General features: G+C 47.0%; 13 protein-coding genes and 2 rRNA genes. 9 read left to right on the top strand and 6 right to left on the bottom strand.

Annotation, left to right across the window (positions count from 1 at the left end):
- Positions 1-102: 102 nt before the first annotated feature.
- Positions 103-3,193, top strand: a 23S ribosomal RNA gene (locus RS889_RS23240).
- A 108-nt stretch (positions 3,194-3,301) separates the two neighbouring features.
- A 5S ribosomal RNA gene (gene rrf / locus RS889_RS23235) occupies positions 3,302-3,417 on the top strand.
- Between the two features lie 157 nt (positions 3,418-3,574).
- Here rrf and mobB read toward each other — a convergent pair.
- Together mobB and mobA are read right to left on the bottom strand one after the other, a co-directional pair.
- On the bottom strand, positions 3,575-4,099 hold the full coding sequence (gene mobB / locus RS889_RS23230) for a molybdopterin-guanine dinucleotide biosynthesis protein MobB (protein ID WP_315708847.1): 525 nt from the start codon (positions 4,097-4,099) through the stop codon (positions 3,575-3,577).
- On the bottom strand, positions 4,089-4,667 hold the full coding sequence (gene mobA, locus RS889_RS23225; protein WP_315708846.1) for a molybdenum cofactor guanylyltransferase MobA: 579 nt from the start codon (positions 4,665-4,667) through the stop codon (positions 4,089-4,091). Before mobA ends, mobB begins: the two co-directional genes overlap by 11 nt.
- Before the next feature lie 120 nt (positions 4,668-4,787).
- On the opposite strand from mobA, the gene RS889_RS23220 reads away from it, so the two are divergent.
- The 5 genes from RS889_RS23220 (at position 4,788) to spfP (ending at position 10,217) form a co-directional block, all read left to right on the top strand.
- Positions 4,788-5,057, top strand: coding sequence for a YihD family protein (locus RS889_RS23220; RefSeq protein WP_021013786.1), 270 nt, complete (start codon positions 4,788-4,790; stop codon positions 5,055-5,057).
- A 63-nt stretch (positions 5,058-5,120) separates the two neighbouring features.
- Positions 5,121-6,107, top strand: a complete 987-nt coding sequence (locus tag RS889_RS23215; RefSeq protein ID WP_037380986.1) for a serine/threonine protein kinase — start codon at positions 5,121-5,123, stop codon at positions 6,105-6,107.
- A gap of 26 nt (positions 6,108-6,133) precedes the next feature.
- Positions 6,134-6,757, top strand: a complete 624-nt coding sequence (gene dsbA, locus RS889_RS23210) for a thiol:disulfide interchange protein DsbA (protein WP_315708845.1) — start codon at positions 6,134-6,136, stop codon at positions 6,755-6,757.
- 372 nt (positions 6,758-7,129) lie between these two features.
- Positions 7,130-9,919, top strand: coding sequence for a DNA polymerase I (polA, locus tag RS889_RS23205; protein ID WP_315708844.1), 2,790 nt, complete (start codon positions 7,130-7,132; stop codon positions 9,917-9,919).
- 250 nt (positions 9,920-10,169) lie between these two features.
- Positions 10,170-10,217 carry a small protein SpfP gene (gene spfP / locus RS889_RS23935; RefSeq protein WP_071892919.1) on the top strand — a complete coding sequence of 16 codons (48 nt, stop codon included), beginning with the start codon at positions 10,170-10,172 and terminating at the stop codon, positions 10,215-10,217.
- Between the two features lie 150 nt (positions 10,218-10,367).
- Here spfP and yihA read toward each other — a convergent pair whose 3' ends face one another.
- On the bottom strand, positions 10,368-11,003 hold the full coding sequence (yihA, locus tag RS889_RS23200; protein ID WP_021013790.1) for a ribosome biogenesis GTP-binding protein YihA/YsxC: 636 nt from the start codon (positions 11,001-11,003) through the stop codon (positions 10,368-10,370).
- Positions 11,004-11,228: 225 nt separating this feature from the next.
- On the opposite strand from yihA, the gene yihI reads away from it, so the two are divergent.
- Positions 11,229-11,753 (top strand): Der GTPase-activating protein YihI, encoded by a 525-nt coding sequence (yihI, locus tag RS889_RS23195; RefSeq protein WP_021013791.1) that lies wholly within the window; start codon positions 11,229-11,231, stop codon positions 11,751-11,753.
- A gap of 181 nt (positions 11,754-11,934) precedes the next feature.
- On the top strand, positions 11,935-13,308 hold the full coding sequence (hemN, locus tag RS889_RS23190) for an oxygen-independent coproporphyrinogen III oxidase (RefSeq protein WP_315708843.1): 1,374 nt from the start codon (positions 11,935-11,937) through the stop codon (positions 13,306-13,308).
- Positions 13,309-13,365: 57 nt separating this feature from the next.
- Here hemN and RS889_RS23185 read toward each other — a convergent pair whose 3' ends face one another.
- The 3 genes from RS889_RS23185 to glnL form a co-directional block, all read right to left on the bottom strand.
- A complete protein-coding gene (locus RS889_RS23185) occupies positions 13,366-13,488 on the bottom strand; it encodes a YshB family small membrane protein (RefSeq protein WP_021013793.1) in 123 nt (40 codons plus the stop codon).
- Between the two features lie 147 nt (positions 13,489-13,635).
- On the bottom strand, positions 13,636-15,048 hold the full coding sequence (gene glnG / locus RS889_RS23180; protein WP_021013794.1) for a nitrogen regulation protein NR(I): 1,413 nt from the start codon (positions 15,046-15,048) through the stop codon (positions 13,636-13,638).
- An 8-nt stretch (positions 15,049-15,056) separates the two neighbouring features.
- Complete coding sequence (glnL, locus tag RS889_RS23175) at positions 15,057-16,106, bottom strand: nitrogen regulation protein NR(II) (RefSeq protein WP_021013795.1); 1,050 nt, start codon at positions 16,104-16,106, stop codon at positions 15,057-15,059.
- Positions 16,107-16,269 lie beyond the last annotated feature (163 nt).

Below are 16,269 nucleotides of genomic sequence, written 5' to 3'. Positions count from 1 at the left end.
GAAACCTGCCTTGATGGCGGGAGTTGGCTGTATCAGAGTCTCTCAAATAATCGCAGCGCGAGGTGGTCTTGCTCTTTTGAAAAAGACACCTTCGGGTTGTGAGGTTAAGCGACTAAGCGTACACGGTGGATGCCTAGGCAGTCAGAGGCGATGAAGGGCGTGCTAATCTGCGAAAAGCGTCGGCAAGGTGATATGAACCGTTATACCCGACGATACCCGAATGGGGAAACCCAGTGTGTTTCGACACACTATCATGTCATGAATCCATAGTGACATGAGGCGAACCGGGGGAACTGAAACATCTCAGTACCCCGAGGAAAAGAAATCAACCGAGATTCCCCCAGTAGCGGCGAGCGAACGGGGAAGAGCCCAGAACCAGAATCAGTTTGTGCATCAGTGGAAGCGTCTGGAAAGTCGCACGGTACAGGGTGATAGTCCCGTACACAAAGATGCGCTTGCTGTGAGTTCGACGAGTAGGGCGGGACACGAGATATCCTGTCTGAAGATGGGGGGACCATCCTCCAAGGCTAAATACTCCTGACTGACCGATAGTGAACCAGTACCGTGAGGGAAAGGCGAAAAGAACCCCGGCGAGGGGAGTGAAACAGAACCTGAAACCGTGTACGTACAAGCAGTGGGAGCCCCACCACCAAAGCATTCTCTGGTGATGAAGGCACCGCAACAGCAGCATCGCGGTGGCGGCGCGTCTTTTGCGACGCCCAACACACAAGACAAGCGGTGAGTGCTTTGGGGTGGGGTGACTGCGTACCTTTTGTATAATGGGTCAGCGACTTATATTTTGTAGCAAGGTTAACCGAATAGGGGAGCCGCAGGGAAACCGAGTCTTAACTGGGCGTCAAGTTGCAAGGTATAGACCCGAAACCCGGTGATCTAGCCATGGGCAGGTTGAAGGTTGGGTAACACTAACTGGAGGACCGAACCGACTAATGTTGAAAAATTAGCGGATGACTTGTGGCTGGGGGTGAAAGGCCAATCAAACCGGGAGATAGCTGGTTCTCCCCGAAAGCTATTTAGGTAGCGCCTCGTGAAGTCATCTTCGGGGGTAGAGCACTGTTTCGACTAGGGGGCCATCCCGGCTTACCAACTCGATGCAAACTACGAATACCGAAGAATGTTATCACGGGAGACACACGGCGGGTGCTAACGTCCGTCGTGAAGAGGGAAACAACCCAGACCGCCAGCTAAGGTCCCAAAGTCATGGTTAAGTGGGAAACGATGTGGGAAGGCCCAGACAGCCAGGATGTTGGCTTAGAAGCAGCCATCATTTAAAGAAAGCGTAATAGCTCACTGGTCGAGTCGGCCTGCGCGGAAGATGTAACGGGGCTAAACCATGCACCGAAGCTGCGGCAGCGGACATATCACTTAAGACAATTATGCGAAAACCGATTGACGGAGCGCCGCGACGTCAAAGCGTTCATTACGTCGAGTTGACTTAAGGATATGTCCGTTGGGTAGGGGAGCGTTCTGTAAGCCGTTGAAGGTGGTCTGTGAGGATTGCTGGAGGTATCAGAAGTGCGAATGCTGACATAAGTAACGATAATGCGGGTGAAAAACCCGCACGCCGGAAGACCAAGGGTTCCTGTCCAACGTTAATCGGGGCAGGGTGAGTCGACCCCTAAGGCGAGGCCGAAAGGCGTAGTCGATGGGAAACAGGTTAATATTCCTGTACTGGGTGTTACTGCGAAGGGGGGACGGAGAAGGCTATGTTGGCCGGGCGACGGTTGTCCCGGTTTAAGCGTGTAGGTGGGTGCTCCAGGCAAATCCGGAGCGCTGTCAACGCCGAGGCGTGATGACGAGGCACTACGGTGTCGAAGTGACAAATGCCACGCTTCCAGGAAAAGCCCCTAAGCTCCAGGTAACATCGAATCGTACCCCAAACCGACACAGGTGGTCAGGTAGAGAATACTCAGGCGCTTGAGAGAACTCGGGTGAAGGAACTAGGCAAAATGGTGCCGTAACTTCGGGAGAAGGCACGCTGTGCGAGGTGAAGTCCCTTGCGGATGGAGCGTTGCGCAGTCGCAGATACCAGCTGGCTGCAACTGTTTACTAAAAACACAGCACTGTGCAAACACGAAAGTGGACGTATACGGTGTGACGCCTGCCCGGTGCCGGAAGGTTAATTGATGGGGTAAGCCGCAAGGCGAAGCTCTTGATCGAAGCCCCGGTAAACGGCGGCCGTAACTATAACGGTCCTAAGGTAGCGAAATTCCTTGTCGGGTAAGTTCCGACCTGCACGAATGGCGTAATGATGGCCAGGCTGTCTCCACCCGAGACTCAGTGAAATTGAACTCGCTGTGAAGATGCAGTGTACCCGCGGCAAGACGGAAAGACCCCGTGAACCTTTACTATAGCTTGACACTGAACCTTGAGCCTTGATGTGTAGGATAGGTGGGAGGCTTTGAAGCGTGGACGCCAGTCTGCGTGGAGCCAACCTTGAAATACCACCCTTTAATGTTTGATGTTCTAACGTGGGCCCGTGAACCGGGTTGCGGACAGTGTCTGGTGGGTAGTTTGACTGGGGCGGTCTCCTCCCAAAGAGTAACGGAGGAGTACGAAGGTTAGCTAATCCTGGTCGGACATCAGGAGGTTAGTGCAAAGGCATAAGCTAGCTTGACTGCGAGAGTGACGGCTCGAGCAGGTGCGAAAGCAGGTCTTAGTGATCCGGTGGTTCTGAATGGAAGGGCCATCGCTCAACGGATAAAAGGTACTCCGGGGATAACAGGCTGATACCGCCCAAGAGTTCATATCGACGGCGGTGTTTGGCACCTCGATGTCGGCTCATCACATCCTGGGGCTGAAGTAGGTCCCAAGGGTATGGCTGTTCGCCATTTAAAGTGGTACGCGAGCTGGGTTTAGAACGTCGTGAGACAGTTCGGTCCCTATCTGCCGTGGGCGTTGGAAGATTGAGGGGGGTTGCTCCTAGTACGAGAGGACCGGAGTGAACGCACCACTGGTGTACGGGTTGTGATGCCAATTGCATTGCCCGGTAGCTACGTGCGGAAGAGATAACCGCTGAAAGCATCTAAGCGGGAAACTTGCCCCGAGATGAGTCTTCCCTGGGCCTTAAAGGCCCCTGAAGGGACGTTTAAGACGAAGACGTTGATAGGCTGGGTGTGTAAGCGCAGCGATGCGTTGAGCTGACCAGTACTAATGACCCGAGAGGCTTAACCTTACAACACCGAAGGTGTTTTGGAAGAGAGACGATATATTTTCAGTGATGTTCCGAGATTGGTTCTGATGGTTGCGCGGAAGTGTGACGGTCGGAATGAAACAGAATTTGCCTGGCGGCGATAGCGCGGTGGTCCCACCTGACCCCATGCCGAACTCAGCAGTGAAACGCCGTAGCGCCGATGGTAGTGTGGGGTCTCCCCATGTGAGAGTAGGGAACTGCCAGGCATTCAACAAGACGAAGCCCTCTGTGAAAGCAGAGGGCTTTTTCACGTTGGTAGTGTTGATGCAGCCGGCATGCGCGGTGGGATATCTGCCCAGCATGCTGTCGCCGGGTCAGTATCAAATAACGGCAAACCTTCAGTGGATATTGTGGGTTTTAGTGTTAATTATTCTTTTTTGCTTCAAGCCAGTGGGAAATAAAACTGGCAATATGTGTTGGCTGGTTAATATCAAGCAGAGGGAGCGTGGTATTCAGTTTTTCGTCACTGGCTACCGCGAGAGTAAAACTATCGATAATATCGGTAAAAGATCGATTTATTGCACGGCGAAACAGAACTATTTTGTCTATCTTCTCTTGTTTGAAACCCTCAACCAGAATCAAATCCAACGTTGATGTATCCATTCGACTGGCTAGATAATGTAGATCTGGTTCTTGTTGTTTCGGTGTTTCTGTCATTAATGCCCAGCGCTCGGTATTGGCGACGAGCGTTTGCTCTGCTCCTGCTTTACGCAATTCATAGCTATCTTTTCCCGGGGTATCGATGTCCATATTATGATGAGTGTGTTTAATAAGGCCCACACGTATACCTGAGTTTTTCAGCAATGGGATAAGTTGTTTAAGCAGCGTTGTCTTCCCCGTGCCACTGTAAGCAGCAAAAGCCAATAACGGAGGATGTTTAAATATCATAACGATCCTTATGCCACAGTTGCAGGTCATCGGTGGTATTGAAATTACGAAAAGCCTGAGGCTGATCAGAAAAAGAAACAGATTGGGCGTCTATTTTATTAAGGAACAACATTAACTTACGATCACCCTTTGCCAGATATTCATCAAGGGCTGATGCGAGATTGGTATGGATTAGCAGTAATGTAGGGTGCGCACGGTTGCCATCAGTTGCATAGGCTGCTTTTTTATCTCCACGACCTTGCCAAAGGCGTGAGACCAAATCCAGTGGTAAAGCCGGAACGTCACAAGGGACAAATATCACCCACTCCGTTTTCACTGTTACCAAGCCAGTCAGTACACCGGCCAAAGGACCTGCATAATTTTTGTTTATATCATTGACAACCGGATACCCGCTTTGCTGATAAATAACCTGATTACGATTAGCGTTGATAATTATTTTATCAACTTGCGGTGCTAATCGAGAGAGAACAAGTTGATACAAAGGTTTGCCATCAAGCTCCATTAGCCCTTTGTCTTTCCCCCCCATGCGGATTGCCTGGCCCCCGGCCAGAATGACACCTGTGATCATGTTGCTCAGCCTATAAGTAAATGATGTGTTATTTTCGAAAAAGTATGGCTAAAGGCCAAGTGCTTTCTTCATACTACTAAGACTTACTATTTTTGACGGTTTAATCTTCAGGAGTCCACTATGAAATGTCATCGTGTAAATGAGTTAATCGAATTGTTGCATCCGGCCTGGCAAAAAGAGCCGGATATGAATCTTGTGCAATTTTTACAAAAACTTGCACATGAAGCCGGGTTTGAGGGGGCGCTTAGCGATCTCACTGATGATATCCTTATTTATCATTTAAAGATGCGTGACACGAACGAAACGCAGCCTATTCCTGGTTTGCAGAAGGATTATGAGGCTGATTTCAAAACGGCATTACTGCGAGCCCGTGGCGTTATTAAGGATTGATATATCGGGGTATTTATCCCATTTTGTTTATTGATCGGAGTTGAGTCCCCTAAAATGGCAGTGATAAGCGATTCAGTTTTTAATTTTCAGACACTATCTCCTGATTTGATCATGGATGCGTTGTGGTCTGTTGGGGTGCGAGTTGACTCTGGTTTAACCGCGCTAAATAGCTATGAAAACAGAGTATACCAATTCAGCGATGAGAACAGAAAACGGTACGTTGTGAAGTTTTACCGCCCTCAACGCTGGAAGGCTGAGCAAATTACTGAAGAGCATGCATTCGCTTGTGAGTTAGCTGAGGATGACATCCCTGTTGTTGCACCATTGTCTTTGCAGGAAAAGATGCTTAATGAACATGAAGGCTTCTTTTTTACGGTTTTTCCAAGCATTGGTGGGCGGCAATACGAAATGGATAATGATGAGCAACTGGAAGGCGTTGGTCGTTATTTAGGGCGTATCCATCAAATCGGGAATAAATCACTGTTTAAAGTACGTCCGACTATTGGTTTGGATGAATATTTGTATGAACCACGTAATACGTTGGCACAATGCCCTCTTATTCCAGCTGCTCTGCGTGACGTGTTTCTGCTGGCGACCGATCGTTTAATCAATGAGGTAAAGCGGTACTGGCGTACTGACTGGGTAGCCAAGCGTCTGCATGGAGACTGCCATCCAGGAAATATTCTATGGCGCGATGGGCCATTGTTTGTGGATCTTGATGATGCACGAAATGGACCGGCCATTCAGGATCTATGGATGCTCTTGCATGGTGAACGTCGTGAACAGCGTATTCAGTTGGATATTCTGCTAGAGGCTTATAGCGAATTTGCGTCTTTTGATGAAACAGAACTTGCGCTTATTGAGCCATTACGAGCGATGCGAATGGTTCATTATTTGGCCTGGGTGGCCCGTCGTTGGCTAGATCCTGCTTTTCCCCGGAGCTTTCCGTGGATGAAGGACGCTGATTTTTGGTCAAAACAGGTAATTACCTTTACTGAGCAGGTTAAACTGTTGCAGGAACCACCTTTGCAACTGATGACGATGTACTGAAGTTATTAAATAGAGAGAAAACTGATATGAAGAAAATATGGCTTTTACTGATTGGTGTCATAATGGCATTTAGTGCATCAGCTGCTGATTTTAGTAATGGCAAGCAATATGTTACGCTGGATAGGCCGGAAACTCAGGAGCCGCAGGTTCTGGAGTTTTTTTCGTTTTATTGTCCGCATTGTTATCAGTTTGCTCGGATTTATCATATTCCTGATGCAATACAAAAAGAGCTGCCAGCCGGTATCAAAATCACTAGATACCACGTTGATTTTCTAGGGCCTTTAGGAAAAGAATTGACTAAAGCCTGGGCTGTTGCTATTGCCTTGGGTATAGAGGATAAGATTAGCCCACTGATGTTTGATGCTGTTCAAAAAACTCAAACCGTAGAGAAGCCGGAAGATATTCGTCAGGTTTTCATCGATGCCGGTGTAACAGGGGAAGAGTATGACAGTGCATTAAATAGCTTTGTGGTGAAATCTTTGGTTGTCCAACAGGAAAAAGCGGCCGCAGATTTACAGCTACGTGGTGTCCCATCCATATTTGTTAATGGCAAATACATGATAAAAAATGACGGGCTGGATACCAGTTCAATGGATATTTACGTGAAGCAATATGCCGATGTAGTGAAATATTTGCTCACCAAAAAATAATCTTAATTATAACGGTCACACCGTTGAACCTGGTATGGCCGTTATTTATTTTTAACACCGCAGTTATATCCAAAAAACATTTTTATTCACATCTGTCTATTTGATTTTATATATATATCCACAAAAATAATTCCCTCACACGTAATCTGAGTATTGTTTTTAATTTATTGATTTTAAATCATTAATTAATATAACTAGAACTAATAATGTACTGTGAAATTATTTACTCATTTTCTATTCACAAACTTATCCACAGCTTTGATTTGCGAAGTATTATGCAAAAATCTTCACAATAACGCGTTAACATTCGTTTCTTGCCGTCACCTATGGCATGCTTAACCCCATGACAAAAAACAATGATCGCTACAAATTATGGCTCAGATTACTGAAAACCCTTTGATTCTGGTGGATGGTTCATCCTATTTATATCGTGCTTATCATGCTTTTCCCCCGTTAACCAATAGCGCAGGTGAACCTACTGGGGCGATGTATGGTGTACTTAACATGCTGCGAAGCTTATTACTCCAGTATCATCCCAGCCATGTGGCGGTGGTGTTTGATGCTAAAGGTAAAACGTTTCGTGATGAACTATTTGAAGATTACAAATCTCACCGTCCTCCGATGCCAGACGATCTGCGCGAACAGATAGAGCCTTTACACCGTATGGTGACGGCAATGGGGTTACCTTTGTTGGTGGTTTCTGGTGTAGAGGCAGATGATGTTATCGGCACTCTTTCTTTACAAGCAGAACGAGCCGGTATACCGGTATTGATTAGTACCGGTGATAAAGATATGGCTCAGTTGGTTACATCCAATATCACGCTGATCAATACGATGACCAATAGTATTCTTGGTCCTGAAGAAGTGTGCAATAAATATGGTATTCCTCCAGAGTTGATTATCGATTTTCTTGCCCTGATGGGAGACTCTTCCGATAACATTCCTGGCGTACCCGGGATCGGTGAAAAGACCGCGCAGGCGTTGTTACAAGGATTGGGCGGATTGGATTCACTGTATGAAAATCTGGATAAAATTGCTGGTTTGTCTTTTCGTGGGGCGAAAACCATAGCGGCCAAGCTGGAACAGCACAAAGAGATCGCCTATCTCTCCTATAAATTGGCCACTATCAAAACGGATGTTGAACTTGAATTGAATTGCGATCAATTAACTGTTAATGAGCCAAATGTTGTTGAACTGAGAGATCTGTTTGGTCATTACGAGTTTAAGCGTTGGTTAATTGATATTGAATCCGGAACATGGTTACAGGATAAAAAAAGCAACCAGGCCGTGCCGGCAGTAATAAAAAAGATGGAAGAAAAGACGCAAGAAGAAAAAGTAAGCGTTCTGTCTCGAGACAATTACGTCACTATTCTGGATGAAAAAACCTTACAGGACTGGATAACGCGTTTAAAGAGCTCTGAGGTGTTTGCTTTTGATACGGAAACAGACAGCCTGGACACCCTTGCCGCTAACCTGGTAGGGATGTCATTCGCGATTAAACCGGGTGAGGCTGCATATCTGCCCTTGGCTCACGACTATCTGGATGCACCTGAACAGCTCGATCGTACAAAGGTATTGGCCGCACTCAAACCGCTGCTGGAAGATGCCAGCTTACTGAAGATTGGTCAGAATCTAAAGTTTGATAAGGGTGTGATGATGCGCCATGGTATTGAGCTACGCGGTATTGCTTTTGATACCATGCTGGAATCCTATGTGTTGGATAGTGTTGCTGGCCGTCATGATATGGACAGCCTGTCTGCGCGTTATTTGAACCACAAAACTATTAGTTTTGAAGAAGTTGCCGGAAAAGGGAAAAACCAGCTAACTTTCAATCAGATTGCATTGGAACAGGCTGCACCCTATGCTGCTGAGGATGCTGACGTCACTTTGCATCTGCACCAGAAACTATGGGAACAGCTGAAGCAACAACCTGAATTGCGCAAAGTTTTTCAGGATATAGATATGCCACTGGTGCCGGTGTTATCCCGGATGGAACGCACTGGGGTGCTGATTGATACCACTATTCTGGCAGAGCATTCGCGGGAACTGACACAACGCCTGGCGGAGTTGGAAGTGAAAGCGTATGAGCTTGCAGGAGAGGAATTTAATTTATCTTCCCCCAAACAATTAGGCGCTATTCTTTATGAAAAACTGCAACTGCCGGTTATCAAAAAAACCCCGAAGGGCGCACCTTCCACCAATGAAGAAGTGTTGGCTGAGTTAGCGCTGGACTACCCTTTGCCAAAGCTTCTTTTGGAACATCGTGGGCTGGCAAAACTGAAATCCACTTATACCGATAAATTACCGTTGATGATTAACCCGCTAACTAAACGAGTACATACCTCTTATCATCAGGCAGTAACAGCAACGGGACGTTTGTCTTCCAGTGACCCTAACTTGCAGAATATTCCAGTCCGTAATGATGAAGGTCGTCGTATTCGTCAGGCATTTATTGCGCCGAAAGGATACAGCATTATGGCGGCGGACTACTCGCAGATTGAGTTGCGGATTATGGCGCACCTTTCTAAGGATGCTGGATTACTTAAAGCATTTGCAGAAGGTAAGGATATTCACCGCGCAACGGCCTCTGAGGTGTTCGGTATCCCACTTGATAATGTCACCAGCGAACAGCGGCGAAGTGCCAAGGCAATTAACTTTGGTTTGATTTATGGTATGAGTGCCTTTGGGTTATCGCGCCAGCTAAATATTCCGCGTAAAGAATCTCAGCGTTACATGGATCTTTACTTCGAGCGTTATCCAGGTGTACAGCATTATATGGAACGGACACGTCAGCAGGCGGCCGCACAAGGATATGTGTCGACGCTGGACGGTCGACGTCTCTATTTACCGGATATTCACTCCCGTAACGCTATGGGCCGTAAAGCGGCTGAACGAGCGGCGATTAACGCGCCTATGCAAGGGACCGCTGCGGATATTATTAAAAAAGCGATGATCGCGATTGACGATTGGTTACAGCAGCAGGAAGAACCGTTAATCAAAATGATAATGCAGGTCCATGATGAACTGGTTTTTGAGGTGCATGATTCCGTATTGGACGTGGCCAGGCAGCAAATTAAAGCGCTGATGGAAGGGAGTATGCAATTAGACGTGCCGTTGCTGGTAGCTGTTGGTACTGGTCAAAACTGGGATCAGGCGCATTAACCTGCATTGCTGATGTTGTTTGTTTATACAGAGCTTGATGACAAAGCGTACAGCATTGCTTCTTGTATAGTTTTGTATTAAACGGTTACATCGTAAAAATGTGGTCTTTATGTAATTAAGCTACAGGATAGTGTGATCAAGTTTGGTTTTGTTTAAATGGTAGTCACTTTTTATGAAATTAAACAACAAAAAATCCTTTGTTCCAGTGAAAAAATAGGGTAGAGTTAGAGGCGTAGGGTACAGAGGTAAGATGTTCTATCTTTCAGACCTTTTACTTCACGTAATCGGATTTGGCTGAATGTTAGCCGCCCCGGTCAGTTTTCTGACCGGGGCGTTTTTTATGGGAATTATGTGGAATAGCGGGCGATAGTGGTAATGTAGTAGATGCAGATGCTATCGCCTTTTGCCAGAAAATGTCGCTAACGCCATCTACTGGCAACAATCAGTATTATTCGGCTGGTATTTCTTCTGTCGCAGAGTCCAATGTGCTGAACCAGCTATCTAATTTCTCACGTAATTTATCTACACCTGTTTTCTTCAGGGAAGAGAAAGTTTCCACTTGGATATCGCTCATAAACGGCAATACGGCTTCTCGTACCATTGTTAACTGTGATTTGCGGGCTCCAGAAGCCAGTTTATCGGCTTTGGTCAGTAACACTAAAACCGGAAGATGGACAGTAGCAGCCCACTCCAGCATTTGTTGATCGAGATCTTTCAGTGGGTGGCGGATATCCATCAATACCACTAATCCCTTCAGGCAGTTACGCTTTTGCAGATATTCACCCAGAGCGTTCTGCCATTTTCGTTTCATTTCTTCCGGCACTTCGGCATAGCCGTAACCGGGTAGATCGACCAGGCGCACATCTTCGGTTACTTCAAATAGATTAATCAATTGAGTCCGACCTGGGGTTTTGCTGGTACGGGCCAGGTTTTTCTGATTGGTTAATGTGTTGAGTGCACTGGACTTACCGGCATTTGAGCGTCCAGCAAAGGCGACTTCAATACCGCTATCGGCGGGCAGATGGCGGATATCAGGGGCACTGATGACGAAACGGGTCACATGGTAGTTATATTGGTGGGTCACAATCTTCGTCTCTGTCTGGATCAATAATAGGTGAAGATTATACCTGTAACTGACAATAAAAGACGGTGTTTATCCGTACTGGTTCATTTACGCCAGTAGGTGAAATGAGTTGAGAGAAGAAAAGTATCTTCAATGAAGTTGAATACTGTTTTATTGATACACTTTCTGCTAGATTCCGCCGCAATCTCCTACATTATATGTATTTCAGAATTTGAGAGCGAAGCTATGAAACAGCCAGTTAAAGGGCCGGGTGATAAATCCACCAAGCCAAAAATAAAGAGAAAAAGTCGTGAAGAATTGAATATCGAAGCCCGCGAACGTAAGCGCCAGAAAAAGCATCGAGGTCATACTTCTGGTAACCGTACTCAGGAAGGTAGTAACGCCAGCAAATCATCTGGTCAGAGTAAGATAGTCGATCCACGCATTGGCAGCAAAAAACCGGTATCGTTAATTGCCAATACTGCTGCACCAATGAAGGTGGTAGCACCAAAGGCTGAAAAGTTGGAGAAGCTTTCTCCGGAAGAAGAATTAGGCATGTTGGAAAATGATTCGCGTCTGGATGATCTGCTGGATCGTTTGGAAAAAGGTGAAACACTCAGCGCGAAAGATCAATCCTGGGTTGATGAGAAACTGGACCGCATCGACATATTGATGGAGCTATTAGGGATTGAGCTAGGGGATGACGACGAAGAGGAGCCGGAAGAGGATATGCTTCAGCTACTTAAGCGTAATAACCCGAAAGATAATTAATGATAAAAGGACTATTTCTACTTATAACCTTTCTGACTACATGTTTTTTGCTGAGTCTGTTAGTTAAACTGTGGTGCCTGTCAAAACGGAAACATCGGCTGCATGCGGCAGTTTTTTCCAAACGGCGGTTAATGCCGCAAAGACAATCGCGCAGTAAACGATACCGAAAGGAGTGAGCTGTATGTTTGAGCAGACGATTGACTGGGATTTGGCCCTGATACAAAAATATAATTATTCTGGGCCACGCTACACCTCATATCCCACGGCGCTGGAATTTAGCGAAAGTTACGATGAATCCGCTTTTCAACGAGCCACTAAGCGTTATCCTCAACGGCCATTGTCACTGTATCTGCACATCCCTTTTTGCCATCGTCTGTGTTATTTCTGCGGTTGCAATAAACTAGTGACTCGCCAGTTGCATAAAGCAGATGAGTATCTGGATGTATTGGAACAAGAAATCCGACATCGTGCGAAGTTGTTTGCTGGCCGCACGGTTACACAGATGCACTGGGGCGGAGGCACACCAACTTATCTGAATAAAAATCAGATTAGCAGGCTGATGGGATTGCTGAGAGAGCAATTTGCATTTTCTGAGCAGGCAGAAATATCGCTGGAAATTGATCCACGTGAAATTGAACTGGATATTCTGGATCATCTGTATAGCGAAGGTTTTAATCGCCTGAGTATGGGCGTTCAGGATTTCAATAAGGATGTTCAGCGGTTGGTGAACCGTGAGCAGGATGAGTCCTTTATTTTTGCCCTAATCAATCGAGCCAAAGCGTTGGGTTTTTCTTCCACCAATATTGATTTGATTTACGGATTACCTAAACAAACTCCAGAAAGTTTTGCTTTTACGTTACTGCGTGTTATCGAACTGAATCCACACCGACTCAGTGTTTTTAATTATGCGCATCTACCGGACTTATTTGCTGCTCAACGTAAAATTAAAGAATCTGATCTGCCCAGTGCTGAGCAGAAGTTGGATATTCTTCAGCAAACCATAGAAACCCTGACCAGCTCAGGCTACCAGTTCATCGGTATGGATCACTTTGCCCGACCAGACGATGAATTAGCAATTGCCCAGCGGGAAGGCGTACTACACCGTAATTTTCAGGGTTATACCACGCAGGGGAATACCGACTTGCTTGGCATGGGAGTTTCGGCTATTAGCATGATGGGCGATAGTTATGCTCAGAACCAGAAAGAGCTGAAGCTCTACTATTCACAAGTGAAACAGACGGGTAATGCGCTGTGGCGTGGTTTGACATTGACCCGAGACGATTGTATCCGTCGTGATGTGATTAAAACGCTGATTTGCAATTTCCAGTTGAGTTATGCAGTCATTGAAACAGAGTTCGGTATCAATTTTAGTACCTATTTTGCTGACGATTTACGTTTGTTGGCACCCATGGCGGAAGATGGCTTGGTAGAAATCCAGGAACAAGGTATCACTGTTACGGCGAGAGGACGGTTGCTGATCCGCAATATCTGTATGTGCTTTGATACTTATCTGCGTAACAAGATGCGAACGCAGCAATTTTCTCGGGTTATTTAAAACAAAAAACAGCCGCTAAAGGCTGTTTTTACGTTATATCCTTAACTTACTTGTCTGCTAGCTAAAGAAATTGATCAGCGCGGCACATAGAACAGCAGCAATGGCAGTTTCCGGTGTATTGCCTACCGTACTGCTGATTTCTGCGCCATGTGTCACTATGTGAATAAGTGATTCCAGCATGGTTCCCCTCTCCTGTCAGCGACACGATCATACTGCGGGTATGAACCATGTAAAGTACAAATTACCAACAATTTCGTGCGTTGTATTGTACTTTTTATCACCAGTTGAACTGATTCATTTTGGCACAATAAAACGTGGCAATAATGGTCATTCCATTCCCAGCTCTTTGAGTTTCCGGGTGAGAGTGTTTCGACCCCATCCCAACAAACGAGCCGCTTCCTGTTTGTGACCTTGAGTATGACGCAGTGCGGTGGTTAGCAGCGTTCTCTCCATTTCAGGTTGGGCTTCTGCCAACAGGTTTTGATGACCGGAACGTAATGCCCTGTCAGCCCATTGTGCCAACAACGTGGCCCAACTATCAGGTAACACATGCACAGTGGAATCTGGCGCGGTAGTTTCAAATAATTCTGGCGGCAGATCCTGAATCAAGACTTCTTGGCCAGCAGCCATAACGGTAAGCCAGCGACAGGTATTCTCCAACTGGCGCACGTTACCCCCCCAGGGTAAGCGGGTCAGCGCTGCTTCTGTTTCCGGATGAAGATTTTTAGGCTCAACACCAAGCTCCTTGGCTGTGGCTTGCAGGAAATAGCGGGCTAGCCGGGGAATATCTTCCCGGCGTTCGCGCAATGGAGGTAAATGGACACGAATAACATTTAAACGGTGGAATAGATCCTCACGGAACTTGCCTTCCTGTACCCGCAACTCCAGATTTTGGTGGGTGGCGGCAATAATGCGGACATCCACCTTTACAGCGGCGTAACCTCCAACGCGATAGAATTGTCCATCGGCCAGTACGCGCAGTAGACGGGTCTGTACATCCAGTGGCATGTCACCAATTTCGTCGAGAAACAGTGTCCCACCATCAGCCTGCTCAAAACGACCTTGCCGAATCTGGTTGGCGCCAGTAAACGCGCCTTTTTCATGACCAAAAAGCTCAGATTCAATGAGATCTTTAGGGATAGCGGCCATGTTCAGAGCAATAAATGGAGCCTTGGTGCGAGGGCTATGGCGATGCAGCGCGTGAGCGACCAGTTCTTTACCGGTTCCTGACTCACCATTAATCAGAACGCTGATAGATGATCGGGAAAGGCGGCCAATAATACGAAATACATCCTGCATGGCCGGAGCTTCGCCGATAATATCTGCTGTTGGTCCGCTAATGGGCTGACTACGAACGGGTTGTTGTTGTTCCATGTAGTGGCTGATGGCCCTCTCCACCAGCGCGACAGCTTCATCAATATCAAAAGGTTTGGGTAGATAATCAAACGCACCTTGCTGATAGGCGCTGACTGCCGCATCAAGATCGGAATGTGCAGTCATGATAATGACCGGCAGCATCGGATGGCGTTGCTTTATCTGCTGAAGCAATGCCAGACCATCCATGCCGGGCATGCGGATATCGGAAAGCAGGACATCCGGTGTTTGGGTTGCCAGTGCACTTAAGGCTTGATTCCCATTATCAAAGGTGGCGCATGTTAAACCTGCGCCGGTCAGTGCGCGTTCAAGCACCCAACGGATGGAGCTATCGTCATCGACAATCCAGACTATCCCTCGTTGCATCATGAACCTCACTGGCGAATGGGCAGATAAACCGAAAACTCGGTATGACCTGGCCAACTGTTGAATTCAATTTTACCGGAATGTTGATCGATAAGATTCCGGGCTATCGACAATCCCAGGCCGGTTCCTCCTTCCCGCCCACTAACCATAGGATAGAACAGCGTATCCTGTAGTTGAGCCGGAACACCTGGGCCATCATCTTCAATATCAATACGGGCTGCCAGACGATAACGCACACCATGTAGCGTCAATTGAAATGCAGTCCGGGTACGGATAGTGATGGTGCCGCCTTCTTCCCCCAGAGCCTGTAGTGCATTGCGGGTAATGTTAAGTAATACCTGCTCAATTTGATCCGGGTCATGTGTCAGTTCTGGCAGGCTCGGGTCGTAATCCCTGACCAGCGTAACATTGTCTGCTTTTTCCAGAGATACCAGTTGGAATACGCGTTCGGCAACCTGATGAATGCTCTGCGTAACGTGCAAGCCAGGTTGTTGTGGTCCTAATAACCGGTCTACCAGATTACGCAGACGATCTGCTTGCTCAATGATGACTTTGGTATATTCCCTCAACTCAGGATCTGGCAGTGCTTTGGAAAGTAACTGTGCTGCCCCGCGTAACCCACCAAGTGGGTTTTTGATCTCATGCGCCAGGCCTCTCACCAGATCGCGAGCCGCTTGTTGCTGGGCGTGTTGTAGTTGCTCCTGGCTTAGACGACGTTGGTTGTCCATTGGCGCCATTTCCAACAGGATGAAATTATTCTGTATCCGTTGGGCCGTGAGCGACATGATATGAGCCTTACCATCTACCACGATGGTAACTTCGTTATCGGTAAAGCCCTGTCCTGAGTCGAGGCTTTCGCGCATCAGGTCGAGATTCAGCGAGAAATAACCTAGTAGCTCCGGCAGCGGTGTCCCTGACAGCTTTCGGGAACTTTGCGCTAAAAGTTGCTGTGCCGCTGGGTTGGAGTAGTGAATTGCCAGATCTTTATCCAGCAGTAAAATACTGTTAATCAAAGAATTGAGGATCTGCCCAGCATCGGGCAGCGTGCCTGTTGCCATAACGCAGACTCCCGCACTATGTCAGTGCATTATGTTCTGAATGATAGATATTATGTGGCGACAATATGACGCCGGTGGAGAAAAAAACCCATCCGAAGATGGGCTGAAAAGTTTCCACGGCAACAAAAACAAAACATAAAAATTTTGTGTGACGGCAGCTTAA

The organism is Brenneria uluponensis (genome assembly GCF_032395385.1).
Lineage (GTDB): Bacteria > Pseudomonadota > Gammaproteobacteria > Enterobacterales > Enterobacteriaceae > Prodigiosinella > Prodigiosinella aquatilis.
The sequence above is the reverse complement of the archived record's forward strand: the minus strand, read 5'-3'. Positions and strand labels throughout refer to the sequence as shown.